The organism is Mycoplana sp. BE70, assembly GCF_031455855.1.
Classification (GTDB): Bacteria; Pseudomonadota; Alphaproteobacteria; order Rhizobiales; family Rhizobiaceae; genus Mycoplana.
In genome coordinates this window covers 386,317-410,822 of the sequence record NZ_JAVDTM010000002.1, presented here as the reverse complement: position 1 = coordinate 410,822, position 24,506 = coordinate 386,317, and the positions used below count along the sequence as shown (strand labels likewise).

Below are 24,506 nucleotides of genomic sequence, written 5' to 3'. Positions count from 1 at the left end.
GCGCGACCTCATTCGTAAGTTGACAGAGTAAAGCCATCGGCAAGACGCACTCCGCGAACGCGGTGTGGTGACCAGTGTTCGAGGCGAAAAAGATTATCATTAAAGACGTCGAAGGTTATTCGGCGGGTACACTGCGGCGTGTCCTGGAATGCCTAACTATAAGTATTGTTTTCTTGGAAGTTGCTTGTTGCAATGTAATATTTTGTTGCTATCGTTACAGTACTATATGCGCTGATCGTACCCCGGGAGGGTCCCAATCTGGAGGAAAGAATGAACATGGACCTTTCGCGCCGTGCCTTTCTAAAGGGTGCGAGCGCAGGCGTCGCAGGCACCACCCTGGGGGCGTTCGGATTTGGCGGCGTCGAAGCTGCCTACGCGGCAACGGTAAAGCCGTTCAGGCTGACCAAGACAAAAGAGGCGCGAAGCTCTTGCCCGTATTGTGCCGTCTGTTGCGGCATGATGATCTTCTCGGCGGAAAGCAAGGCCGAGCCGGGCAAGATGGAGGTTACCCACATCGAGGGCGATGTGGACAGCCCGGTGAACCGCGGGACGCTGTGCCCCAAGGGCGCGGCAGCGATCGACTACATCAAATCCAAGACCCGCGTGAAGCAGCCAATGTACCGCAAGGCTGGCGGCGACAAGTTCGAGCAGGTGACGTGGGACTTCGCGATGGAACGCATCGCTAAGTTGATGAAGGAAGACCGCGACGCCAATTTCATCGAAACCAACACTGATGGGGTTCCCGTCAATCGTTGGCCGACCATGGCGTTTTTGTCTGGTAGCTCGGTCACCAATGAGACGGGCTGGCTGACCTACAAGGTTGCTCGCGGCCTGGGGATCTTGCAACTCGAGAACCAAGCACGCGTTTGACACGGACCGACGGTGTCCAGTCTGGGCCCATCATTCGGTCGCGGTGCAATGACAAACAGCTGGACGGACATCAAGAATGCTGATGTCGTCTGGATCATGGGTGGTAACGCCGCTGAGGCGCATCCCTGCGGGTTCAAATGGGTCACGGAGGCGAAAGCCGAGCGTGGCGCCAAGCTCATGGTCGTCGATCCGCGCTTCAACCGGTCGGCGGCGGTCGCCGATCACTACGCCCCGATCCGGCCGGGCAGTGACATCGCCTTCCTGTCAGGGGTGGTGAATTACCTCCTGAGCAACGACAAGATCCATCACGAATATGTGCGGCACTATACGAACGCCGCCTATATCGTGCGGGACGACTTCGCCTTCGAGGAAGGTCTGTTCTCCGGCTACGACGAGGAGAAGCGCAGCTACGATCGCAGCAGTTGGGAATATGAGATCGGTCCGGACGGCTTCGCTGTCCGCGACATGACGCTCACCGATCCGCGCTGTGTCTTCCAACTGATGAAGAAGCATTTCGAGCCCTATACGCCCGAGATGGTCGAGCGCATCAGCGGTACGCCGAAGGACAAGTTCCTGCAGGTGGCCGAATGGGCGGCCTCTACCGCCAATGGCGAGCGCGCCATGACGATCATGTACGCGCTCGGCTGGACGCAGCATTCCAGCGGGGCGCAGAACATCCGCACCGCGGCGATGATCCAGTTGCTGTGCGGGAACGTCGGCATTCCAGGGGGCGGGGTGAACGCGCTTCGCGGCCATTCCAACGTCCAGGGCATCACCGATGTGGGGACGCTGACGGCGGCGATTCCGGGCTATCTCGCTCTGCCGACTGACAAGGAGCCGACGCTTGCGGCACATCTGGAGAAGCGGACGTTCAAGCCCCTGCAGCCTGACCAAACCAGCTACTGGCAGAACTACAGAAAGTTCTACGTCAGCTTCCTGAAGAGCTACTTCGGGGCCAAAGCCACGAAGGAAAATGACTTCGGCTTCGACTGGCTGCCAAAGGTGGACGTCGGCTATGACGCGCTGCGCATGTTCGACGTCATGCATCAGGGCAAGACGACGGGCCTGCTGTGTCAGGGCTTCAATCCGCTGATGGCCATCGCCGACTCGCGCAAGACCGGAGCGGCGCTGGCGAAGCTGAAGTTCCTCGTCAGCATGGATCCGATCGAGACGGACACGGTACGGTTCTGGGAGAACCACGGCGAATTCAACGATGTTGAGACCGCCAGCATCCAGACCGAAGTGTTCATGCTCCCGGTCACGTCCTTTGCCGAGGAAGAGGGCAGCCTCACCAACTCCAGCCGCTGCATCATGTGGAAATGGCCGGCTGCGGACCCGTATTTCGAGTCCCGCAAGGACATCGACATACTGGCCGACCTCTTCACGCGCATTCGCAAGCTCTATGAAGTGGAAGGAGGTACGGCCACCGAACCGCTGCTGGCGATTGACTGGAGTTACCAGGACCCGCTGAAGCCCAATCCCGACGAACTCCTGCGCGAGCTCAACGGCAAGGCTCTGGCTGACGTTAAGGATGTCGAAGGCAATGTCATCCGCCGCGCCGGCGAGCAACTCGCCAGCTTCGGCGAGATGCGCGACGACGGCTCGACCGATGGCTCCATGTGGATCTACGCTGGCGTCTACGGTCCGAAGGGCAACTTCGCCCAGCGCCGCGACAACAGCGATCCGTCGGGTCTGGGCGTGTTCGGCAGTTGGGGCTTCTCGTGGCCCGCCAACCGCCGCATCCAGTACAACCGCGCTTCTGCCGATCCGCAAGGAAAGCCGTGGAGCGAGGAGAAGAAGTACATGTACTGGGACGGCCAGCGCTGGACCGGGCCGGACGTGCCGGACTATGTGCCGACCATTCCGCCGGAAAAGGCGGTTGGCCCGTTTATCATGAACGCGGAAGGCGTTTCGCGCCTGTGGGTCCGCGGCCTGATGACGGATGGTCCGTTCCCTGTCCATTACGAGCCGTTCGAGTCGCCGGTCACCAACCCCATGTTCCCGAAGATCAGGGGCAATCCGGTGGCGCGGGTGTTCGATAAGAACATGGAGGTGTTCGGCGATCCGTCCAAATTCTCCATCGTTGCGACCACCTACCGGCTGACCGAGCACTTCCACTACTGGACCAAGAGCGTTCATACCAACGCGGTCCTGCAGCCCGAAGCGATCGTCGAGATGTCGGAGCAACTGGCAAAGGAGAAAGGAATCGCAGCCGGGCAGATGGTCCGCATCTCGTCGCACCGCGGCGAGGTGAAGGCCAAGGCGGTCGTCACCAAGCGCCTCATACCGCTCCAGGTCGACGGCAAGACGGTCCATACGATCGGCCTGCCGCTGCACTTCGGCTTTATCGGGGAAGCCAAAAAAGCCTCGCCGATAAACTCGCTCACGCCACCAGTCGGCGACGCGAACTCGCATACGCCTGAATACAAGGCGTTTCTTGTCGATATCGAGCCCATTTCCGGGCCGGTGGCGTAGGAGGGAGCGATGTTTCCAGTGATTGAGAACCCGACCACGGAACCTGTCGCGCCGAAATTTGGTGACGCAGACCTGATGCGTCGCTCTGCTTCGACCATCGCTCCGCCCGCCCAGCGACAGACGGAAGTGGCCAAGCTGATCGACGTGTCCAAATGCATCGGCTGCAAGGCGTGCCAGTCGGCATGCCTTGAGTGGAACGAGCTGGTGGAGGACGTCGGCGTCAACAGCGGCGTCTATGACAACCCGCATGACCTGACGCCGAATTCGTGGACGCTGATGCGCTTCACGGAGTACGAGAACCCCGACACCGGCAATCTCGAATGGCTGATCCGCAAGGATGGCTGCATGCATTGCGAGGATCCGGGCTGCCTCAAGGCCTGCCCGGCTCCCGGCGCCATCGTGCAGTACTCGAACGGCATCGTGGATTTCGTCCAGGCCAACTGCATCGGCTGCGGCTATTGCGTGAAGGGCTGCCCCTTCAACATTCCGCGCATCTCCAAGGCTGATCACAAGGCCTATAAATGCTCGCTCTGCGTCGACCGTGTCGCGGTCGGGCAGGGGCCGGCCTGCGCCAAGGCCTGCCCGACTCAGGCGATTGTCTTCGGCACCAAGGAAGAGATGAAGCAGCATGCGGCCAGCCGCATCGAGGATCTGAAGTCGCGCGGCTTCACCAACGCCGGCCTCTACGATCCGCCCGGCGTCGGCGGCACCCATGTGATGTATGTGCTGCATCACAATGACAAGCCGGAAATCTATGCGGGGCTTGCCAACAATCCGCGCATCAGCCCGGTGGTCGAAGCGTGGAAGGGGCTGACCAAATATGCCGGCCTGACGGCCATCGGCGCGTTCGCGGCAATCGGCTTCCTCCATCACCTCGTCTCCGGTCCGAACCGGGTGTCGTCCGCGGATGAAGAGGCGGCAAGGCGTCTGGCGGAGGGGAACAGTCATGACCAAGCAAGCTGAAGCGGCGAAAGGCGATAGCATCCACCGGGGCAATCCGGTCACGGTCGACCGCTACACCGCCGCCGCCCGCCTCAATCACTGGATCACGGCAATCAGCCTTGTGCTGCTTGCCTTGTCCGGACTGGCTCTGTTTCATCCAAGCCTGTATTTCCTGACTGGGCTCTTCGGTGGCGGAGCGCTTACAAGAATGATCCACCCCTTCATCGGGGTGGTGTTGTTGCTCAGCTTCATCGGCTTGTTCCTCCGCTTCTGGAAGCTCAATCTGTGGGAGCGGACGGACAGTGTCTGGCTCGGCCGCCTCAGGGACGTTCTGACCAAGAACGACGAGAAACTGCCCGAGGTCGGCAAGTACAATGCCGGCCAGAAGCTGGTGTTCTGGTCGATGTCGCTGCTCATTGTGCTGCTGGTCGCCAGCGGCGTGGTCATCTGGCAGCAATTCTTCAGTGAATACTTCAAGGTCGAGCAGCAACGTGTGGCCGTGCTGATCCATTCAATATTGGCAATCGTGATGATCTGCGTGTGGATCGTCCATGTCTACGCCGCCATCTGGGTGCGCGGTACGATCGGCGCCATGACCCGCGGCCGGGTGACCGGGGGCTGGGCATGGCGGCATCATCGCCGTTGGTTGCGAGAACTGGTCTCCGGTAAGTCCAAGGTTGGCCCCAAGGAGGTCACGCCGGCCGAGTAACAGATAAAGACGGGCCGGCGGCACGTTGCCCGTGTGGTTCGTGGGGGAGAGAATTGAGGAAGTTTCACAACCTGAAAGCCGACCCTACCAAGATTGGGAATATTGCGAAGCCGCCATTCGTGCGGCTTCCCGATCCCGAAAGGCTTTTCATCGATCGGGCAGCACGCTTTCGCCAGTTGGCTGCTGGTCATGACCTCGGTCCCTATCTGGAATTCCTCGCCGGACTTTCAGAGGTTCAGGCTACGATCCAGGACGACCTGCCGGAGCCTTCCATGCCGGCTGCCGAGATCCTCGACCGGGCCGCCGAGCATGAAATGCCGCCGCTCGCCCGCACGGATTTCGTGGCCGACACGGTGTTCTCCTCTCTGTTCGACCGGCTGACGACGGCCGCCGCCGCGCTCGAAATGCCGCCCGAGGCGCATCTCGCTCTTTCCCGCATTCGCGTCGCCGATGAAGAGATGCTGCACGGCGTCATTGGCAATGTGCTGTCCGACTGGGTGCCCGCCGAGGCTGTGGCCGAACACGCCTTCGTGGCGGCGGCGCTCCAGGTTCATTTCGCCCGGCTTGCCGCAAGGCTCGATCCGGACACGCTCCATCCGGTCGGCGACGGCGTCTGCCCAGCCTGCGGTGCGCCGCCTTCAACGAGCATGGTTGTTGGCTGGAACGGCGCGCATGGGACGCGCTTCTGCTCCTGTTCGCTCTGCGGCACGCTGTGGAACTATGTTCGCGCCAAATGCACGCTCTGCGGTTCGACCAAGGAAATTTCGTTCCAGGCGGTCGAATCCGGGCCTGACACGGTCAAGGCCGAAACCTGCAGTTCCTGCCAGGGCTACGTGAAGATCCTCTACCAGGACAAGATGCCGGCTGCCGATCCGATAGCCGACGACGTGGCGACGCTGGGGCTGGACCTGTTGGTGCGCGAACTCAGCTTCCGGCGCGGCGGGGTCAACCCGTTTCTCCTCGGCTATTGAACCGACATGGCGCCGAGGGAAACCACTGCTCCGCTCAATCGTCGACTCCAGGTCGACCAGGGGTTGCAGACGGAAATGGCGTCCCAGGCGCTCGAGCGTTTCGGCCGCCCCCTGGCGGTGGCCTCGGTGCGTGAAAGCTTGCAGGCTGTGCGTACCGGAATGCAATCCGATCCGCCTGAAGCGATCCGGCAGAACATTGCCGACTTGGCGACTGCGTTCGGCGCGTTGCCGGTCTCGGTTGCATCGCTGACCAAATGTTCATTCTCGATTTCCACTGCCTGGAGGATGTAGCTGCAAACACGCGCAATCTCGGCCATCTCAGAATGGATGGGGATCTGATGGGGTTCATCGATAGCTTGCTAAGGCGCTCTGAGACGTCAGTGCCGACACTGCAGGAGCAGATGAGTACTGCACTCACCGCAGCGCAACAGGGCGACTATGATGCGGCCTTGGCGATCTGGGGTCCGCTCGCGCATCTGGGCGTCGCGCGAGCGCAGAACAATATCGGTGCGTGCTTTTCCGGCGGCCTTGGCGTCGAGCGCGACACGGGGCTGGCAATCAAGTGGCTGACGCTTGCCGCGGCGGCTGGCGATCCGGTCGGACAGCGCAACCTCGCCACGGCTTACTTCAGGGGGGAGGGCGTGGGCGAAGATCCGCTACGGGCGGCGGATCTCTACCGTCAAGCGGCTGAAAGCGGCGACGGCGCGGCTCAGGACATGCTGAGCTGGATGCTGCTCGAAGGTGAACTCATAACGCCGGATCATGGCGAGGCGCTGCGCTGGGCGAAGGCGGCCGCAGAACAAGGCGTTGCCTCCTCCATGACGCGGCTCGGCATGATGTATCACAACGCCCTTGGCGTCGAACGTGACGCCTCCGAGGCGCTGCGCTGGTGGGACAGGGCCGCCGCGCGCGGCCAGGCCGACGCGCAGGCCATGCTTGGTGCGGCTTTCCATCTGGGTGCCGGGGTCTCGCGCGACCCGTTCACCGCCCTGGCATGGCTCCTGCGGGCGAAAGCGGGCGGCAGTGAACTGGCTGCTCCGTTCATGGGCGCGGTCGGGGCTTCGCTGTCGGATGCTGAGGTGGCGGAAGCACGCCTCATCGCAGAAAGCCCCCTGCCGGAGCCGGTGGCATGATTGTCGGCACGGCGGGCCATATCGATCACGGCAAGACCTCCTTGGTCCGCGCGCTGACCGGGGTCGACGCCGACCGGTTGAAGGAAGAGAAGGCCCGGGGCATCACCATCGACATCGGCTTCGCCTACATGTCCGGGGCGGATGGCAAGGTGATCGGTTTCGTCGACGTGCCGGGCCATGAGCGTTTCGTGCACAATATGCTCGCCGGCGCGACCGGCATCGACTTTGCGCTTCTCGTCGTCGCCGCCGATGACGGGGTCATGCCGCAGACGCGTGAGCATCTCGCCATCCTCGATCTGCTTGGCATAAAGCGCGGCATCGTCGCGCTGACCAAGGCCGACTTGGTGGCGCCCGACCGGCTCGCCGCAGCGCATAACGAGATTGCCAACGCTCTTCTCGGCACCCGGTTCGAAGGCCTCGACATCATACCGACGTCTGTCGTCACAGAAATGGGTGTGAAGGAGCTTCGTGCCCGCTTGGTCGAAGCGTCCCATCTGCAGGAGCATAGGCAGCTGGAAGGAGCGTTCCGCCTCGCTGTCGACCGCTCCTTTACCTTGGCGGGCACGGGCACGGTGGTGACCGGCATCGTGCTTTCCGGCTCGGTGTCCGTCGGCGACCAGATCGTCATCAGTCCGAAGGGCATCTCGGGTCGCGTCCGCGGTCTGCACGCGCAGAACAGGAAGGCCGAACGCGGCACGGCCGGTGATCGCTGCGCCCTCAATCTGGCAGGCGAGGCCATCTTTAAAGACGCGATCTCCCGGGGAGACATGGTGTTGGACGCAACCCTCCACGGGCCTTGCGATCGCATCGATGCCCAGCTGCGGGTACTTGCATCAGAGACAAAGCCTCTTTCGCAGTGGATGCCGGTGCGTCTTCATCATGCCGCGCTGGAGGTCGGCGCAAGAATCGTGCTGCTGGGAGAACAGCCCATTGCGCCGGGCGAGGAAGGATTCGTGCAACTTGTGCTGGAGCAGCCCGCCGCAATGGCATCGGGCGATCGCTTCGTGGTGCGCGATACGAGCGGGCAGCGGACCATCGGCGGCGGCGTCCTGCGCGATCTACGCGCGCCTGCCCGCAAGCGACGCACGCCGGAGCGCATGGCGCAGCTGAGAGCCTATTCCAACGATGATCCCGAGCGGGCACTGCTGGCTCTGCTGCAAAGCCCGCCACATTACCTCGACATCAACGCCTTCCAACGTGACTTTGCATTGCTGCGCGCACAGGTCGAAGCCATGGCCGAACGGTCCACCCTGCTCAGGCTGCGCGCCGAGACTGCGACGCTGGTGATTGCACCGCCCACGTGGCTGCGCTTGCGCAAGTCGATCCTGGAGCGGCTGGAGAGATTCCACGCCGAGAACCGTGATCTCCCCGGCATCGGCATGGAACGCCTGCGCTTGCAGATCGAGCCGAGGCTTCCGGCGCCGGCTCTTGTCTCGATCCTGCGCGATCTCGCTTCGTCCGGCGTTGTTGCGATGGACGGTGCCTGGGTCAAGCTGCCGACCCACGTCGTCCAGCTCCTGCCGCAGGACGAGGCGTTGTGGGAGATGATTGCGCCGCTGCTGGGGGGCGCGGCGCGTTTCCGTCCGCCGCGCGTGCGAGACATTGCCGACATGCAGGGTGTGCGGGAGACGGAGGTGAGGAAACTCCTCAAACGCCTTGGCCGCATGGGCCGCGTCGACGAGATCGACCACGATCATTTCTTTCTGCGGGGTACCGTAGCGGAGGTCGTGGAGATCGCCAGTGAATTGAGCGCAGCCGCCCAGGATGGACAGTTCAGCGTGGCCCAGATGCGTGACCGGCTCGACAACGGGCGAAAGGTAGCGATCCATATCCTGGAATTTCTCGACCGTCACGGCGTCACGTTCCGGCGCGGCGATGCGCGACGGATCAACAGGAATCGGCTCGACCTCTTCCGTGCGCCTGTGGGCGACGCCAAGGTCGATGCAGTCGTCTTAGCTGGAAGAGATGCGTCCCCGGTGGGGCGTCCGGACTTCAAATCCGGGAGGGGCCGCGAGACGGTCTTTTGTGGGTTCGACTCCCACTCTCTTCCGCCAGAAATCAGGGGAGCACGCGATGATCAGTAGCGAATACGCGGCCTATCTCGACGGTCTCGACCGTCGGGCTCGAGAGGCGAGCGTGGCCGAGGAGCAATTCCGGAAGGAAGCGGCGCGGCAGACCGAGCACCTCAAGAACGAGCGGGTATTCGCCTACCGACGGCTCAATCTGCTCCGTGCAATCGGCAGGGCGGTCGCGACGGCAAAGGACGAGGCAGAGGCGCAAGGCAGCGGCCGAAGCGTGTTTTACCGCGAGGTCGGATGGAATGGGACAACGCAAGCGCAGCGGGATGTCGCGGAGCAGTTCACGCCCGTGATCTTCGCCATCTGGAATGCAGCGGGACCCGACTGGGAGGTCGCCGAGGAGTCCTCCGTTCCCGAGGCGCTGGCCGCTTTCGAACGGTGGTTTGAAGAAAGCCGCAGCACGGCTTTCCTCAACCTCATGGAGCGGGAAGTCGTGGAGCTGCCGCTTGTCGAGGTCTGATGTAGATAGGCATGCGCGTTTTGATAGCTGGATAAGGCAGGAGTTCCGCCGGACGGGCGGTTTCACTGCGCTCGTGATTCTCGTGACCATCGGGAAGCTCAGTGTCACGCCGCTTCGCTCGACCTATTTCCATGTCATCGGTGACGAAATCGGTTGGGCAGAAGTCGCAGCATTGCTCGCCGGGGCAGGCGCTGTCTGGGACGGAGCGGTGTTTGCGACACTGACCGACAAGGACGGGGGCGGCCCGGTCGAGGACGTCAACGCGCGACATGAGTTGCAGCAACTCACCGATCGCCTGATGGAGAGCCGGCTGATTCTCAACGACAATCATTTCTTCGACAGATGGGGCCGGCGACTGAGGATTGATGAGGTGACGGTGCAATGAAGGCGACGCAGCGCGCCGTCGAAACGGGTCCTTCCAACGGACGTGCTCCCGGTAGTTTAGCCATTCCCACTTGCTCCCCGCGGCTCGCGCTTTCGCCGGCAGTCGCACGCTTCAAAGCCAGATCGCCTGGCCCGCCCAGTGGCAGCTTGGTGGACATCACTGGGAGCTGAAGGCCAAGGACACGCATTCTCACCATGACCTTCGACACCGCCACCCCAATGGGACAGCTCATGCTATCCTTCTGGGGCCTACGTAGAGTTTGGGCGAGAATTGATGTTGGAACGTCAACGGGAAGGCCTCGCCGATCCAGGACATCCTCAGTGCCGGCCGCCTGTGGGCTGGCCCCCGGGGGCGGGTTGGGGAAGGTTGGCTTGCGTCATGAATGTCCGAAGGTCACCGTTTGCCTCGGCGATCCGGCCTCGCTCGATTTGTGTGCGATTCGCCAGCAACCGTTTCGCCAGCATATGATCAGCCGGCGAATTTATAGTCTCGACCGCGACCACGAGGTTTTCCCGCATGCGGTACGTGACGAGCCGGTTGTCGCTCTTCAGATAGGAAAGAGCCTCATCCGTTTGCAGGGCCCGGCCGGCTATTTGCAGTTTCATGTCCCCGATATCCGACCAGAACCAGTTCAATGCGTCGAAGGGACCGTTTTCCTTTCCGGTCAGACGGCGCGCCAGGTAGCGGGCTTGGTCGACCGCGTTCTGAACCGATTCGACACGGTGCACTTCGCCGTGACGGTCCGGAAAAAGCGCGCAGTCACCCAGGGCGTGCAATCCCGGCGCTGCAGCTAGAAAAGCGTCCACTGCGATGCCACTGGTTTGTGGTCCAACCGGCGCCTGGACAAGTTCCGCATTCGCGATGCCGCCAATACCGACCAGAATCATGTCGGCTGCCAATTGGCTGCCATCGGTGAGTTGAAGGGAGGAGATTCTGCCGGCTTCATCCAAGATCATAGCAGCGACCTTGGCGTTGGTTTGTATCGCGACTCCCCACGCTTCGAGGCGCCGGTGAATGTGTCCGGCAGTGGCATTGGACAGCACGCGGCCGAGGATAGCCGGTGCCGCTTCGATCACGCAGACCTCGCATCCGAATTTGCGGCGCGCGACGGCGGCAAACTCCAAGCCTATGAATCCGCCGCCAATCACCACGATATGGCGAGCGCTCGTTAATCCTCTCGCCAGGCGATCGGCATCGTCCATGCTTCTCAGGTAATGCGCGTTTTCCGGCAACGGATCAGGGATCAAGGAGTGCGAGCGAGCTCGTGATCCCGTTGCCAGAACGATGTCGGTCGCAAGAATCCTCGTGCCGACTGCGAGGGTGACGCAACCAGTCGATGGATCGATGGTCGACACGGAAATGCCCAGGTGCAACGCGATATCGCGATCCCGAAACAGGGATTCGGGCCGCAAGAGCAGATTCTCTCGCCCGGTCTCGCCCAGCAGGTAGGATTTTGACAGCGGGGGCCGCTGATAAGGAGGATGCGCTTCATCTCCGATCAGCGTGATAGGGTCGTTATAACCCTCGTCCCGGAGCGACAGTGCTAGCTGGGCGCCAGCCTGGCCGGCGCCGATGATCGCGACGCCCGGTGTTTTGGTTGTCATGGTTGTCATTGGATTTTCAGTACTGACTCTCCGGGACGTGCACGCGAATGCCGTCAAGACCGTCGCTCATCGAAATTTGGCAGCATAGCCTCGACGTCCGATCTCGAGAGGTTGCCGTCATGTCCAGCATTTCGTTCTCGAAATCGGATGCTGGTGGAACACGATCAGCCCAATCCTCGTCCAGGTGCACATGGCAGGTGCAGCACGACAATGCGCCGCCGCATTCTCCCACAATGCCCGCGACATCGTTCTGGACGGCGGCGGCCATGATGCTGTCACCTGACCTGGCTTCGACGATGGCCTCGCTCTTGTCCGGCGCGACGAATGTTATTTTCGGCATTTCGATATCCGTATCGTTACGACTTCAATTCAACCGGGACAGAAGCGAAACTGCGCAGGTTGTTGTTGAGATTTCGGCTGGTGGCGCCGGATGGCCGGATCGACTTGACGTGCTTGACCAGCGCCTTCAAAACCAGCTCCCCCTCCATCCGGGCAATCATCTGACCAATGCACATGTGAACGCCGGTGCCCAGCGCAACGTGGGCCGGCATTTTCCGGGTGATGTCGAACTCGTCCGGCCGTTCCCATGCCAGCGGATCGCGGTTCGCCGCCGACAGCAAGACAATGATCTTGTTGTCTTTCGGAACCGTGCGGCCGTCGGCGAAGGTCACGTCTTCCATGGTGAGGCGACAGACGGTCTGGATCGGCGTTTCAAGGCGCATTGTCTCGTCCAGGACACTGCGCACCCTGGTGACGTCTCTGCGAAGCATCTCATATTGCTCGGGAGCTTCGGAAAGCAGCTGGATTGCGGCCGAGATCATTGCCGAAGTGGTGTCGAGGCCGCCGCGCAGGAATGAGCGGATAAGGAGGGGAGCCGTTTCAGGTTCGATTTCGCCACGATCCGCCGCCGCATAGATCTTCTCTCCGAAGCCGCCCGGCAACAATGCCTCGCGTCGCATCTGGGCATTGTTCCAGTCCATGATCTTCGCGGCCGCGGCTTCGGTCGCCAAAAAGCGGGCATTCCTTGGCCCTTGTCCGTCGAAATTCAGTTGGCCGAGAAGAAAGAGTTTTTCGGTGCGGCCCGGACTGTCGGCCCAACCGATCGTGCGGGGGAATACATGAGCCACGAACCGCTCGGATAGCTCGGACACGGCATCGATCCGGCCAGCATCGACCAGGTTTCCGACGAGTTCGTCGGCATAGTCCGCAAACAGTTCTTTCCATTCGCGGATCAGCGCCGGCGTCAGGATTCTCTGTACGGCCATCCGAACCTTCGTATGGTCCGGCGGATCGACCTCGACGATCGGGCTCGGCGCGCGCCAGGCGCCAGGCTTGCGAATGTCCGCTATGCCCGATCCGGAGGTGGACGAGAAGCGCTGCCAATCCTGGAGCACCGGGGCGACATCGGCGTGTCGTCCCATGACATATACCCCGTAGCGCTCCATGAAGGCGACCGAACCGGCATTGCGCACCACCTCATGCATCGCAAACGGGTGCTCAAGCGTCACATCGTCATACGGATCAATGTCGAGGCGGGAAATGTTGTTCGGTACGGTGGGCGTTGAAATATCCATGATGGTGATCAAAGACCTCGAATCTGGAGCCTTGAGGAGGGTGCCGATGCATGCCTTGGCAGTCCATTGGCTTCGTCACCTCCCGGCGGAGAGCGGCGAAGCTGCGGTGCCGCGTGGTGACCGGCAGCAACTCGAAGGAGTATCATCAGATCACTCCGTTCTGTAAAATACATTTGCATAAAGACAGAAATACATTTTATGGGTATCTCATGTCTCAGACGCTAAAACAGCTTTCGTATATCTGCGCCGTTCGTGACCATGGGAGCTTCGCGAAGGCGGCCCACGCGAAGAACATTTCCCAGTCGTCGATACTGGCGGCGGTCGATGCCGCTGAGCAGGAATTCGGGCTTCAGATCTTCTCTCGCCAAAAGGGCAGGGGTGTCGTCATTACCGCTGCCGGCGAACGGTTTATTGCCGCCGCTCGACGGCTTCTGGGGGCCGAGAGCGACTTCAACAGGGAAATGCGCTCACAAGGTCTGGACGGGCGACAGGTGAGGATCGGTCTGTTCGAGCCATTTGGCTCGATCATGATGGTTGAAGTGCTCGATCGCGTGAGAGACCGTCTGGGAGACATATCGATCGAACTGATCGAGGCCGACCAGCCCAGCCTCAAACGCTATCTGGACCGAGGTGAAGTCGACATCATCCTGGTCTACGATCTTGGGCCGGACTTTGATGGAAACATGGAGGTGATCGGTCGCGCCTCGCCGCACGCGGTTGTGCCCGCCAGCAGCCCGCTTGCACAGAAGGCATCGATCAGCATCAACGAACTCGTCAAACATCCGATCCTTTTGCTAAGCCTGCCGCTGACGGTGACTTACATCATGACCTTGTTCGACTACGCCGACCAGCGTCCCAACTTCGCGTTCAAGAGCCGGAGCTACCAGACCATTTTGAGGGCGGTCGCGTCCGGCTTCGGAGCAACGATATTGAATGCGTGGCCGCGAGAACCCTTGCTGGTCGACGCCGGTATCAAGAGGATTCCGCTCAAGGAAAAGCTGCCGTCGGCGACCATCATGACCGTCGATCACTACGGCGACAGGCGCCCTGAGGTGCTGGAGGTTTTTATCCAGACGCTGCGGGATTATTTTCAGGAAGCCTACCAGGAGCGTCTAGCCTAGAGCCGGACGCCCCGTAAGGTAACGTCAGCGCATGTAGCGCAGGAAGTTGGTGTTGCGCGCAATCCGGTCGTAGAGCGTCCGGGCGGTCGCATTGTGCTCCTGCGTAAGCCAGTAGACATTTGCCAGGCCGATTCGGTCCGCTTCGGCGTAGACAGCTTCTATCAAGGCGCGCCCCACGCCCGAGCCGCGATGGTCGGGGTCGGCATAGAGGTCCTGAAGATAGCAGTTGTTCTTCGCAGACCAGCAGGTGCGATGCTGGATGTAGTGAACCAGGCCGACCGCCTTGCCGTCCTTGATCGCGAGGAAGCCGTTCGGCTCGAATTCGCCGCTTCCGAGCAGGCGCTGGAATGTCGTGCGATAGACGTCCTCATCGACACTGGTCTGGTAGAAGTCCAGATAGGCCCTCCAGAGTTGCCGCCATTGTTGCTCGTCGCCTGCTTCGATCGGCCTTACCGTCAGTGTGTTGGTCGTCATGGGCTTTTCCTTGTCATGATGGCCTTCCGGGCGCGCCCTTACGACCTGTTCGAGATGGTGCGTGCGGCGGATATGGCCAGGGGCGCGTGCTTCTTGCAAAAGGCATCCGGATCCCATTCCGATAGCGAGCCTGCGATGTGAACCGCGCCGATCGGCGCATTCCGGTCGTCGAAGATTGCCGCGGCCAGAACGATTTCGCCCAACAGCATCTGCTCGATGCAGAGCGCGTAACCGAGATCCTTCGCCTTGCCGATTTCTGCGATGATTTCCGTCCTCGACGTGATCGTCCGGGGAGAGTGCGGCACGAGATGGGACCGGTCGAGGATGTCCTCGACGACCTCGCTCGGCAGGTGCGACATCACCGCGCGTCCGCCGGATGCGGCGAAGGAGGGGACGCGGCGACCCGTCAGGGTGGCGAAGAATGTCTCGCGCTTGGATTGGCGGCGAAGGGCGTAGACGATTTCCACATCTTCAAACAGGCTGAGATCTATGCGTTCGCCGGTCTCATTCTGGAGATCCATGAGGATGGGGCTGGCGCGCTGGATCGTGGTCGAGTGCCGGAGATACTCGAAGGTGAAGTGCAGGAACTTCTTGCCGAGAGCGTATGTCCGGTTCTGGCCTCGCTCGAGATAGCCGAGTTTGACCAGCGTATGCGACATGCGTTGGATCGTGCTGGCATCCAGGCCAGTCAGTTCCTTCATCTCCTTGTGCGTGAGCCTGCCGCCATCGCCGCTTCTCTCGAAAGCTTCCAGGAGTTGAAACGCCTTCGCCAGCGATTTCACAAACAAAGTATCGTCTTCGATCACGGTACCGCCTCGGCGGACATTGCCGCTTGACCACTATTAAGATGCATAATAAGATGCATAATATCGTAATGCAATATGAAAAGTCAAATTGACTTGATAAGAGGTGAGCATGGGTATCTGGGTAAAGGCTGTTGCCACGGCGGCGTTGTCTGCCGCAGTTTCGATTTCGTCCTACAGTGTTGCGCTGGCTGAGCAGCTCAAGCTGGGGGTTTCGCTCCCGCTTTCGGGGCCGGCCTCGCTCGCCGGAAATTCGATCCGGGAGGGCATTGATTTCGCCATCAAGTCGGCGAACGCCCGTGGCGGTGCCTTCGGTGAGGATGTGAAGCTGTTTGTCGAGGACGACGAAGGTAACCCGACAAAGGGCGTGACGGCCGTCCGCAAGCTCATCGAGCAGGATGGCGTGGTCGCAATCAGCGGCACCTATGTCAGCGCGGTCGCCGCCGCCCAGGTCAAGGTCGCAAAGGACTACAAGGTTCCGATGGTTTCGGCAGGCTCCACGTCGTCTGCCGTGACCGATGCCAACACGCCCGGCGATCCCTGGTTTTTCCGTGCGTTTCCCGGCAGCGTGACGCAGGCGAAGCAGACGGCGTCGGATACCTTGAACAAGCTCAAGGCGCAGTCGGTTGCCGTATTGTATGAAAACTCGATCTACGGAAAGTCGCTTGCCGACGAGTTCAAGGTGAACTTCGAAGCCGCCGGCGGCAAGGTCGTCGCCATGGAGGCCTACAATCCCGGCGAGAAGGACTTTTATTCCCCGCTGACCAATTTGAGAGCCCAATCGCCCGCGGCCGTATATATCGCCGGATTGATGGACTCGGGTGCGCAGATCATCAAGCAGGCAGGCGAGCTGGGCGTGCAGACGCAGATCGTCGGTTCCGGCTCGATGATGAGCGACAAGCTGATCGAGCTGGCCGGGCCGGCTTCGGAAGGTTTCGCCGTGTCCTCCATGTTCGAGCCAAGCACGCCGAACAAGTATGGTGCCGAATTCGCCAAGGAATTCCGGGCTGCCTACAACAAGGAACCGGATGTCTACAGCGCTATCGGCTACGATTCGATGATGCTGCTGATCGAGGCGGCGCGCCGCGCCGGAAAGGCGGATGGTGCCGCGATCCAGCAGCAGTTGCAGAAAATGGAAGATTTCCCGCTGGCCCAGGGGCCGGACGGAACGACCGCGAAGTTCGACGAGAAGGGCAGTGCCGAATTCACGGTTGGTCTCGCTATCGTGAAGAACGGCAAGCGTGAATGGCTTCCGTTCGACTGAGCGGCAGATAAGGAACTCCTTCGTTGATACTTCTGCAGCAATTCCTCGCAAACGGAGTTGTGGTCGGGTCGAGCTACGTTCTTGTCGCGCTCGGCCTGACGCTCATCTTCGGTATCCTGAAAATCGTCAACTTCGCCCATGGTGAGTTCTACATGCTCGGTGGCTATGTGGCGGTCGTCGGCACCCAGTTGCTGGGGCTGAGCCCCATCCCGTCCATCGTGCTGGTTATCACAGTCATGGCGGTCTTCGGCTGTCTCGTTGAGCGCTTCATCTTTCTTCCGATCGGCAAAAAGGATCCGACCAACGTCATCATCGCGTCCTTCGGCCTGTCGATCCTGCTCCAGAACCTGGCGCTCAAGTTTGCCGGTCCCGAACCGATGGCCGCCCAAAGCGGCTTGCCCAGGGGCGCGATCCAGATCGGCGATATCTTCCTGACGAGCGAGCGCCTTGCAATCGTCGCGGTGGCGATCGTCACAGTCACGATCCTGCTGCTCGTTCTTCGCTACACGTGGGTCGGCCTTTCTTTGCGGGCGATGTCCGAAAATGCGACCGTTGCCCGCATCTGCGGCATCAACGTTCGCCGCGTCGGCGTCGTGACTTTCGCCATCGGGGCTGCCTTGGCCGGTCTCTCCGGCGCCTTGATGTCGACGGTGTTCACCGTGCAGCCCAATGCCGGAAGCCTGATCGTCATGAAGGCATTCGTCATCGTTGTTCTTGCCGGAATGGGGAGCATCGAAGGCGCGATCGTGGCGGGCCTTGCCCTCGGCATCATCGAATCCCTCGTCACCGGCTATCTCGGAAGCGAGCTGCGGGACATCGTCGGTTTCATTTTCGTCATGTGCGTTCTGGCCGTACGTCCCCAGGGCCTGTTCGGAATAAAGACGGATCGGTCATAAGATGCGTACAATTCTTCTCATTCTCCTTGCTGCCGCGGCCTTCGCGCTTATGCCGACGATTGTTGGCGGCGGCTATTTCATCAACATCGCGATCGTCGTCTGCATCTACATCATTCTTGCCAGCAGCCTCGATATCGTGATGGGCTGGACGGGGCTCTACTCGTTTGCGCACGCAGCCTTCCTCGGCATCGGAGCCTATACGGCCGCGATCCTCGGACGTGATTTCGGCACGACCTTCTGGATCAACCTGCCGATGGGGATGATCGTCGCCGGACTGTTCGGTTTCCTACTGGGCCTGCCACTCCTGCGCGCGCAGGGGCACTTTCTGGCGATCATGACGATCGCTTTCCAGACGATCGTGTATCTCGTGCTGTCGCAATGGACCGATTTTACCGGCGGTCAATACGGGATCGAGGTCGAGCCCGTCGCGGGCTTCACCGCGCTCTCGTCCTTTTTCTATCTCGTGCTGGCCTTTGCAACGATCTGCCTGATCGCCATCCGTCTGCTGACGCAATCGCGCCTGGGTGATTCCTTGCAGGCGATCCGCGACGACGAGACGCTGGCGAGGACGATCGGCATCAATTCCAAGGCGATAAAACTGGTGGCCTTCGCCATCTCGTCGAGCTTTGCGGGCGGCGCCGGCGTCCTTCTCGCCTATCACATTCGCGGGGTCACTCCGGACGACTACACCGTCCTGGCGTCTGCCACGGTCGTCGCGATGGTGGTGCTTGGTGGCCGCGGCCGGTTCTGGGGTCCTGTCATGGGGGCGGCACTACTGATCGTCCTGCCGGAGCTCCTTTCCAGCCTCGCCGAATACAAGCACGTCTTCTACGGCGCGGTTCTGATCCTGGTCACGATGCTGGCTCCGCAGGGGCTGGCCGGAAAGTTCCTCGAATGGAGGGCTAGATAATGGCTGAGATAATCAAGGCCGAAGGCCTGACCAAGGCTTTCCAGGGAATGGTCGCGCTGAATGCGTTCGACTTTTCCGTCAATGAGGGCGAGATCGTCGGGCTGATCGGCCCGAACGGCTCCGGCAAGTCCACTGTCGTCAACCTGCTGAGCGGCGTTCTGGCGCCAACCAGCGGCCGCGTGCTGATCGAGGGCAAGGACTTTTCCGGAGCTGCGCCGCACGTCGTCGCCAAGCTTGGCGTCGCCCGCACCTTCCAGATGATCAGGCTGTTTTCCAGTTTGACGGTGGAGCAGAACATCGTTCTTGCGCTCCAAGAGCAGTCCGGGCCCGGCTATTTCTCGTCCTTCGTGAACCGAAGGAACGCGCTTGCGTGGCGGGAAACCGCCAGTGCAAAAGCCCGCAAGACGCTGGCGCTGTTCGAGATGGAAAAGCACGCCGAGAAGCTCGCCACCGACCTCTCCATCGGCCAACAGCGGATGGTGGAACTGGCGCGTGGTCTGGCGACGAACCCGCGCATCTTCATTCTCGACGAGCCGGCGGCCGGACTTTCGCCCATCAACGTCGATCGCCTCATCGAGATGATCCGGCGCATGCGTGATGAATTCGGGGTGACGATCCTGCTTGTCGAGCATGTCATGAGAGTAGTCCAGTCTGTCTGCGACAGAGTGGTCGTGCTCGACTACGGCCAGAAAATCGCCGATGGCCGACCTGATCTCGTCGTGAAGGATCCCAAAGTCATCGAGGCCTATATCGGATTGGGGCGGTCGTCCAATGCTTGAGTGCAAAAACGTCAATGCCGGCTATGGCAAGGTTCAAATCCTGTACGGCCTCGACTTTGCCGTGCCGAAGGGCGGCCTGAGCGCGATTCTCGGCAGCAACGGCACGGGCAAGTCGACCGCGTTGAAAACGCTGGCTGGCTTGGTCCAGCCGACGAGCGGTGAGATCCTGCTCGACGGCAAACGGATCGACGGCAAGGGGGCGCATGCCATGGCGGCCGCCGGCCTCTGCCTCGTTCCCCAGGGCAAGGAGGTTCTCGCGGGCCTGACCGTGCACGAGAACATTCTCATCGGCGCCTATCATCGCCGCAAGGACAAGGCCGGCATCGCCGAAGATGTCGAGATGGTCTACTCCGAGTTCCCGCGCCTGAAGACGCGATACAAGGCCGCGGCCGGTCTGCTCTCCGGCGGCGAGCGACAGATGCTCTCGCTCGGCAGGGCACTGATGGCGCGGCCGAGCTTGCTCCTGCTGGACGAACCTTCCGCGGCGCTGGCGCCCAAGGTGGTCGGGGAGATTTCCGACATCATCCGCAAACTGCGGACGCGCGGCCTGACCATGCTGCTCGTCGAGCAGAACGTGTCGATGGCGCTCGAACTCGCAGACGAGGTTCATATCCTGCGCGAGGGGCGGTTCGCCTATTCGCGCAAGAACGGCCCGGATCTCGATGTGGAAGAGCTGCGTGAATTCTATCTCGGAAAGGGGCAGTCGTGATGCGGTTCTCTGGGAAGTCGGTACTGATCACGGGAGCGGCAGGCGCGCTTGGCGCCGATCTCGCCCGGGCGTTTGCCCGCGAAGGAGCCGCGCACCTCTATCTTGTCGACCGCGATGCGGACAAACTCGGCGAATTGTGTGCCGAGTTGGGCAATGTGGCGCAGGCCGTCCACTGCGATGTCGCGTCGGTGGAGAGCATGCGACAAGCCTGGAACAGCATGGACCTCACCGACGGGCTGGATGTTTTGGTGACAGCGGCGGGCACATTGGGCAGCGGAAAGCCTCTCCTGGAGGTCGAGCCGGATGAGTTCGACCAGATGCTGTCGCTGAATGTTCGGGGAACCCTCTTTTCGGTGCAGCTCAGTCTGAGCGCGTTGCGGCTGAGAAAGGGCAATGTCGTCACATACGGATCGACGGCCGGCCTTACCGGCTCTCGCGCTCTCGGGGCCTATTCAACGACCAAGGGAGCGGTCGCGCTGTTGACGCGCAGTCTGGCCCTGACCCTCGCCGAAGAGGGGATCCGGGTCAATTCAGTCTGCCCGGGATCGATCACGTCTCCGATGCTCGAGCGCAACTTTGCGGCGGCTGGAGCCGAAGCCGAGACGCGCCGGCAAGCCTACCGGGAGCTGCACCCGATGAAGCGCTTCGGTGAGACGCGCGAAGTCTCGGAGGCTGTTCTCTATCTTGCCAGTGCTGCGGCCTCGTACACGACGGGCGTTTCGCTGCCGATCGACGGGGGGAGGCTGGCATGACATTCACCGGCAAGACCGCCGTGGTGACCGGTGCCAACAGCGGGATTGGCCGTGCGACCGTCGATCTGCTGCTTTCGCGTGGCGCCTCGGTTGTGGCGGTCGACCGTGATGTCTCGCAGTTGGGCAGCGTCGCCGCCACCGTCGTCTCCGCAGACCTTTCCGAGGATACGGCGCCGCTGCGGGTTGCAGACGTCGCACGCGCGCTGGAGGGGATTGACCTGCTGGTCAACTGCGCCGGCGTCGGCGGTTCAAAGCGACTTGCGGAAACGGATGACGAACTGCTCGACCGGATCGTCGGCATCAATTTGCGTTCGGTCATCCGGTTGACGCGGGAACTTCTGCCCGATCTTCGCCGTCCAGGCGGTGCGATTGTCAATCTCGCGTCCGTATTCGGCGAGGTCGGTCGCAGCGGCACGGCGGCCTATGCCGCAAGCAAGGGCGCTATCTCCCAGTTCACCCGGCAGCTTGGCGCCGAGCTTGGCCCGGAGGGCATCCGGGTCAATGCCGTGGCGCCCGGCTGCATCCTGACCGCAATGACACGCGACAAGATCGATAATGACGCCGAATATCGCAGCACGATGATCGCCGGCACGCCGCTGAAGAGGGTTGGTGATCCCGTCGAGGTGGCCGAGGTGATCGCCTTTCTGGGGTCGCCGCAGGCGTCCTTTGTCAGCGGTCAGGTGATCGCTGTCGACGGCGGCTGGCTGTCTTCCCGCGGTTCATTCTAGGCATAGATTTCCGTTCAGCTTTCGGTGAGCAACTGGACTCAAGGAGTAGGAAACATGGAACACTATGGCCCAATCAAGTGGCCCAATGGCCATCGGCTTGCCGTCATGCTGTCTTTCGACTTCGACGCGGAGACGCTTTGGCTTTCTCGTGATCCGGAGAACGTCCGGCGCCCAGGTACGCTGTCGCAGGGCGTCTATGGAGCCAAGGTCGGCGTGCCCATGATCCTGGAGACGCTGAGCGAGCTGCAGGTTCCAGCAACCTTCTTCGTTCCAGGTTGGACCGCGGAAAAGTACCCCGGCCGGCTGGAGATGATCGTCGCCAAGGGACATGAAGTCGGCCATCACGGCTATCTGCACGAGTGGGTGGATCCCGACCGGCCGGAGCTGGAAGAGGAAGTGTTGGTCAAGGGCCTGGAGGCGTTGAAGGCAACGGTAGGGGTCGTTCCGGCCGGCTACCGCTCCCCCGCATGGGAAACCTCGCCAAACATGATCGGCCTGCTGAAACGCTACGGCTTCTTCTACGACAGTTCCTTCATGGACACGATCAACCCCTATCGGCACCAGCTCGAGGATGGCACGGGCGGTCCGATCGAGCTCCCGGTTCACTGGAGCCTCGACGATGCGCCGTTCGCATTGTTCTCGGTCCGTACGCCGAGAACGATCGTGACCAACGATCACCTCCTCAAGGTGTGGCAGGACGAGTTCCGTGAAATCTATCGCTGGGGCGGGCTTTTCAATTTGACCATGCATCCGCAGATCATCGGCCGACCGTCGAGGATCGCCTTGTTGCGCGAGTTCATTCAGTGGATGCAGACCTTCCCAGGTGTTTGGTTCGCGCCGGGGCGGCAGATCGCCGAGGCATGGAGCACGACTGAACAGTAAATCTTCCGCGTTGTCTGAGCGGATGAACCGAAAGAAAGGCGTTTCTTTCGGAACGGAGATGTTATGAATTTTTCAGAATTTCGGTCCAGGGACGGCGTGGCTCTCGCAGCACTTCTGGCACAGAAGGAAGTCAGCCCGGTGGAGCTGATGCAGATCGCAATAGAAGCCGCGGAACGGTTCAACGCCCACACCAACATGATTTCCTATACGGATTTCGATGGTGCGTTGGACAGAGCACGCCAGCATCAGGTCGTCGCCGGAAAATTCAGTGGCCTTCCTTTCCTGCTAAAGGATTCCGGCCTCGCCTCCACCGATTTGCCGACCAGCATCGGATCGTCGCTTTTTGAGCGCACGACGGCTCAGAGCGATTCAACCCTCGCCATGAGGTTTCGCGATGCAGGCTTCATTTCCTTTGCGCGTTCCACGGTCCCGGAAATGTGCATGGCCCCGACGACCGAGGCGCGTCGCAACGGCGGGCCGACGCGCAATCCGTTCGATCCAAGCCGTTCGTCCGGTGGATCGTCGGGCGGCGCGGCAGTGGCAGTCGCTTGTGGCGTGGTTCCGGTCGCCCATGGCAGCGATGGTGGCGGCTCCATCCGCATTCCGGCGTCCTGTTGTGGCATTTTCGGTCTCAAGCCAACCCGCGGGCGGGTTCCGATGGGCCCCTTTCGCGGGGAGGGCTGGGGAGGACTTGCCTGTGACGGCGTCCTCACACGGACCGTCAGGGACACAGCTCGCGCCCTGGATCTGATTGCCGGGATAGAGCCCGGCGCCCCCTATGCGGCGCCGCCGGGAGACCATTTCGAAGCGGCTTTGGACAGGCCCTTCGAACGGCCATTAAGGATCGCCGTCTGGCAGGATCCATGGGGACTGGCCGTGGATCAGGCCTGCCTTGAAGCGGTTAGGCAGACTGCACAGCTTTGCGAAGCACTCGGACATGAGGTCGTGCAGATTGAAGCGTCTGACTTCGATTATGCGGCTTTCATCAACGCCATAGTGACCGTCATGGCTGCCAATATCACGCTCTCGGCTCGCACGAAGCTCGCAGCGGAACGACGGGATCCCACCGAGGCCGAGCTTGAGCCGGCCATTCTGAATGGATTCCAGATAGGCGCGCGCTTGTCAGCTCCGGATTACGCCGCGGCGATCAACAAGTTGCACGCAACAGGGCGGATGATGGCGCGGATGATGGACGGCTACGACCTCCTGTTGACGCCGACTCTGGCAAGCCTCCCTGTGAAACTTGGCACCATTCCGACGAGCGAACCCGACTTCAGAGCATTCAGGCACAAGGCCGGCGAACTGACGCCGTTCCTTGCCGTCGTCAACGCGTCCGGGCAGCCGGCCGCAAGTCTTCCCCTCTGGCGCGAACAAGGGCTCCCAGTCGGAGTTCAGCTTATCGGGCAATTTGGGCGTGAAGATCTCGTGTTGAGATTGGCAAGCGAGCTTGAGAAATCAGAGCTCTGGCAGGCGGCTCGGCAATGGCCGAGTGTCAATTCTGACGGGTGACGTCACGTTGGATGCGCCGGGGACTGGATGGTTTCGGCTTTGATGGGGCAGTCGCCTCGACTTGGGCAGGGCCACGCGAGTCCGGGAGTTTCAATCGCAAGCCTGACGTCACCAAAGCGCGTCAGGCGGGTTTCGAAGCGCACATCGATCAGGGAGTGCAACGGTCGGAGATTGCGTCGTGACGCTCTGGCCGCGGCATCGAATCGCTTGTCTCCCATCGCCTGGCGCTCATAGGTGAGCTCGCGCAACCGCCAGCGGGTAGTTCCGCCTTCGAACTTCATTGGCTTTGGAAATAGCGTGACGTCTCGGCCCAACGCCAGATGGCTTGCTTCCTCACGCCGCAACGCTCGGCAGCCATGCGGTCAGACAGAAGGCGTCCCTCTGTACCAGCTAGTGCCGGTGCATGCAGGACGGAACCGCAGATGTGATGCGATTCCCCGGCGCGCTGGGCCGCTAAAGCCAGCGGCATCCCAGGGCA

At 61.4% G+C, this 24,506-nt stretch carries 23 protein-coding genes, 1 tRNA gene and 1 pseudogene; 20 read left to right on the top strand and 5 right to left on the bottom strand.

The window, feature by feature from the left end; translation table 11 throughout:
* Nucleotides 1–270: 270 nt before the first annotated feature.
* The 10 genes and pseudogenes from fdnG (at nt 271) to J2Y48_RS05260 (ending at nt 10,023) form a co-directional block, all read left to right on the top strand.
* Nucleotides 271–3,345: a formate dehydrogenase-N subunit alpha gene (gene fdnG / locus J2Y48_RS05305; protein ID WP_310413802.1), complete on the top strand. Its 3,075-nt coding sequence runs from the start codon at nt 271–273 to the stop codon at nt 3,343–3,345.
* Nucleotides 3,346–3,354: 9 nt separating this feature from the next.
* The gene (fdxH, locus tag J2Y48_RS05300; protein ID WP_310413799.1) at nt 3,355–4,308 is read left to right on the top strand and encodes a formate dehydrogenase subunit beta; all 954 of its coding nucleotides are present in this window, start codon (nt 3,355–3,357) and stop codon (nt 4,306–4,308) included.
* Nucleotides 4,292–4,996 carry a formate dehydrogenase subunit gamma gene (locus J2Y48_RS05295; protein ID WP_310413796.1) on the top strand — a complete coding sequence of 235 codons (705 nt, stop codon included), beginning with the start codon at nt 4,292–4,294 and terminating at the stop codon, nt 4,994–4,996. The genes fdxH and J2Y48_RS05295 overlap by 17 nt, the downstream gene beginning before the upstream one ends.
* Nucleotides 4,997–5,049: 53 nt before the next feature.
* Nucleotides 5,050–5,967 (top strand): formate dehydrogenase accessory protein FdhE, encoded by a 918-nt coding sequence (fdhE, locus tag J2Y48_RS05290; RefSeq protein WP_310413793.1) that lies wholly within the window; start codon nt 5,050–5,052, stop codon nt 5,965–5,967.
* Between the two features lie 6 nt (nt 5,968–5,973).
* Entirely contained in the window at nt 5,974–6,258 is a 285-nt protein-coding gene (locus tag J2Y48_RS05285; RefSeq protein WP_310413790.1) for a hypothetical protein, read from the top strand.
* A gap of 47 nt (nt 6,259–6,305) precedes the next feature.
* Complete coding sequence (locus J2Y48_RS05280; RefSeq protein ID WP_310413788.1) at nt 6,306–7,100, top strand: tetratricopeptide repeat protein; 795 nt, start codon at nt 6,306–6,308, stop codon at nt 7,098–7,100.
* Nucleotides 7,097–8,929 (top strand): annotated as a pseudogene (selB, locus tag J2Y48_RS05275) (selenocysteine-specific translation elongation factor); the annotation flags it as partial. The gene J2Y48_RS05280 and the pseudogene selB, both read left to right, overlap by 4 nt.
* 129 nt (nt 8,930–9,058) lie before the next feature.
* Nucleotides 9,059–9,154 (top strand) — tRNA-Sec (locus J2Y48_RS05270).
* A 19-nt stretch (nt 9,155–9,173) separates the two neighbouring features.
* Nucleotides 9,174–9,638 carry a hypothetical protein gene (locus J2Y48_RS05265; protein WP_310413786.1) on the top strand — a complete coding sequence of 155 codons (465 nt, stop codon included), beginning with the start codon at nt 9,174–9,176 and terminating at the stop codon, nt 9,636–9,638.
* Between the two features lie 82 nt (nt 9,639–9,720).
* Nucleotides 9,721–10,023: a hypothetical protein gene (locus J2Y48_RS05260; protein ID WP_310413782.1), complete on the top strand. Its 303-nt coding sequence runs from the start codon at nt 9,721–9,723 to the stop codon at nt 10,021–10,023.
* Nucleotides 10,024–10,340: 317 nt separating this feature from the next.
* On the opposite strand, the gene J2Y48_RS05255 is transcribed toward J2Y48_RS05260, so the two are convergent.
* Genes J2Y48_RS05255 through J2Y48_RS05245 form a run of 3 tightly spaced genes read right to left on the bottom strand, consistent with a single transcriptional unit; the run spans nt 10,341 to nt 13,201 of the window.
* A complete protein-coding gene (locus J2Y48_RS05255) occupies nt 10,341–11,636 on the bottom strand; it encodes an FAD-dependent oxidoreductase (protein WP_310413779.1) in 1,296 nt (431 codons plus the stop codon).
* Nucleotides 11,637–11,643: 7 nt separating this feature from the next.
* Entirely contained in the window at nt 11,644–11,967 is a 324-nt protein-coding gene (locus J2Y48_RS05250; protein ID WP_310413776.1) for a 2Fe-2S iron-sulfur cluster-binding protein, read from the bottom strand.
* 16 nt (nt 11,968–11,983) lie between these two features.
* Nucleotides 11,984–13,201 (bottom strand): cytochrome P450, encoded by a 1,218-nt coding sequence (locus J2Y48_RS05245; protein WP_310413773.1) that lies wholly within the window; start codon nt 13,199–13,201, stop codon nt 11,984–11,986.
* Nucleotides 13,202–13,251: 50 nt separating this feature from the next.
* On the opposite strand from J2Y48_RS05245, the gene J2Y48_RS05240 reads away from it, so the two are divergent.
* A complete protein-coding gene (locus tag J2Y48_RS05240; protein WP_310413771.1) occupies nt 13,252–14,322 on the top strand; it encodes a LysR family transcriptional regulator in 1,071 nt (356 codons plus the stop codon).
* Nucleotides 14,323–14,346: 24 nt separating this feature from the next.
* On the opposite strand, the gene J2Y48_RS05235 is transcribed toward J2Y48_RS05240, so the two are convergent.
* The gene (locus tag J2Y48_RS05235) at nt 14,347–14,796 is read right to left on the bottom strand and encodes a GNAT family N-acetyltransferase (RefSeq protein WP_310413768.1); all 450 of its coding nucleotides are present in this window, start codon (nt 14,794–14,796) and stop codon (nt 14,347–14,349) included.
* A gap of 38 nt (nt 14,797–14,834) precedes the next feature.
* Nucleotides 14,835–15,602 carry an IclR family transcriptional regulator gene (locus J2Y48_RS05230; RefSeq protein ID WP_310413764.1) on the bottom strand — a complete coding sequence of 256 codons (768 nt, stop codon included), beginning with the start codon at nt 15,600–15,602 and terminating at the stop codon, nt 14,835–14,837.
* 109 nt (nt 15,603–15,711) lie between these two features.
* On the opposite strand from J2Y48_RS05230, the gene J2Y48_RS05225 reads away from it, so the two are divergent.
* From J2Y48_RS05225 to J2Y48_RS05185, 9 genes are all read left to right on the top strand, one after another.
* The gene (locus J2Y48_RS05225) at nt 15,712–16,863 is read left to right on the top strand and encodes an ABC transporter substrate-binding protein (RefSeq protein ID WP_310413761.1); all 1,152 of its coding nucleotides are present in this window, start codon (nt 15,712–15,714) and stop codon (nt 16,861–16,863) included.
* Between the two features lie 23 nt (nt 16,864–16,886).
* Nucleotides 16,887–17,759, top strand: coding sequence for a branched-chain amino acid ABC transporter permease (locus J2Y48_RS05220; protein ID WP_310413758.1), 873 nt, complete (start codon nt 16,887–16,889; stop codon nt 17,757–17,759).
* Between the two features lies 1 nt (nt 17,760).
* On the top strand, nt 17,761–18,669 hold the full coding sequence (locus tag J2Y48_RS05215) for a branched-chain amino acid ABC transporter permease (protein WP_310413755.1): 909 nt from the start codon (nt 17,761–17,763) through the stop codon (nt 18,667–18,669).
* Complete coding sequence (locus J2Y48_RS05210) at nt 18,669–19,448, top strand: ABC transporter ATP-binding protein (protein WP_310413752.1); 780 nt, start codon at nt 18,669–18,671, stop codon at nt 19,446–19,448. The genes J2Y48_RS05215 and J2Y48_RS05210 overlap by 1 nt, the downstream gene beginning before the upstream one ends.
* Entirely contained in the window at nt 19,441–20,157 is a 717-nt protein-coding gene (locus J2Y48_RS05205; RefSeq protein WP_310413751.1) for an ABC transporter ATP-binding protein, read from the top strand. The genes J2Y48_RS05210 and J2Y48_RS05205 overlap by 8 nt, the downstream gene beginning before the upstream one ends.
* Nucleotides 20,157–20,909, top strand: coding sequence for an SDR family oxidoreductase (locus J2Y48_RS05200; protein WP_310413750.1), 753 nt, complete (start codon nt 20,157–20,159; stop codon nt 20,907–20,909). The genes J2Y48_RS05205 and J2Y48_RS05200 overlap by 1 nt, the downstream gene beginning before the upstream one ends.
* On the top strand, nt 20,906–21,637 hold the full coding sequence (locus J2Y48_RS05195; protein ID WP_310413749.1) for an SDR family NAD(P)-dependent oxidoreductase: 732 nt from the start codon (nt 20,906–20,908) through the stop codon (nt 21,635–21,637). The genes J2Y48_RS05200 and J2Y48_RS05195 overlap by 4 nt, the downstream gene beginning before the upstream one ends.
* Before the next feature lie 54 nt (nt 21,638–21,691).
* Nucleotides 21,692–22,519, top strand: a complete 828-nt coding sequence (locus J2Y48_RS05190) for a polysaccharide deacetylase (protein WP_310413748.1) — start codon at nt 21,692–21,694, stop codon at nt 22,517–22,519.
* Between the two features lie 63 nt (nt 22,520–22,582).
* Nucleotides 22,583–24,028 (top strand): amidase, encoded by a 1,446-nt coding sequence (locus J2Y48_RS05185; RefSeq protein WP_310413746.1) that lies wholly within the window; start codon nt 22,583–22,585, stop codon nt 24,026–24,028.
* Nucleotides 24,029–24,506: the final 478 nt, after the last annotated feature.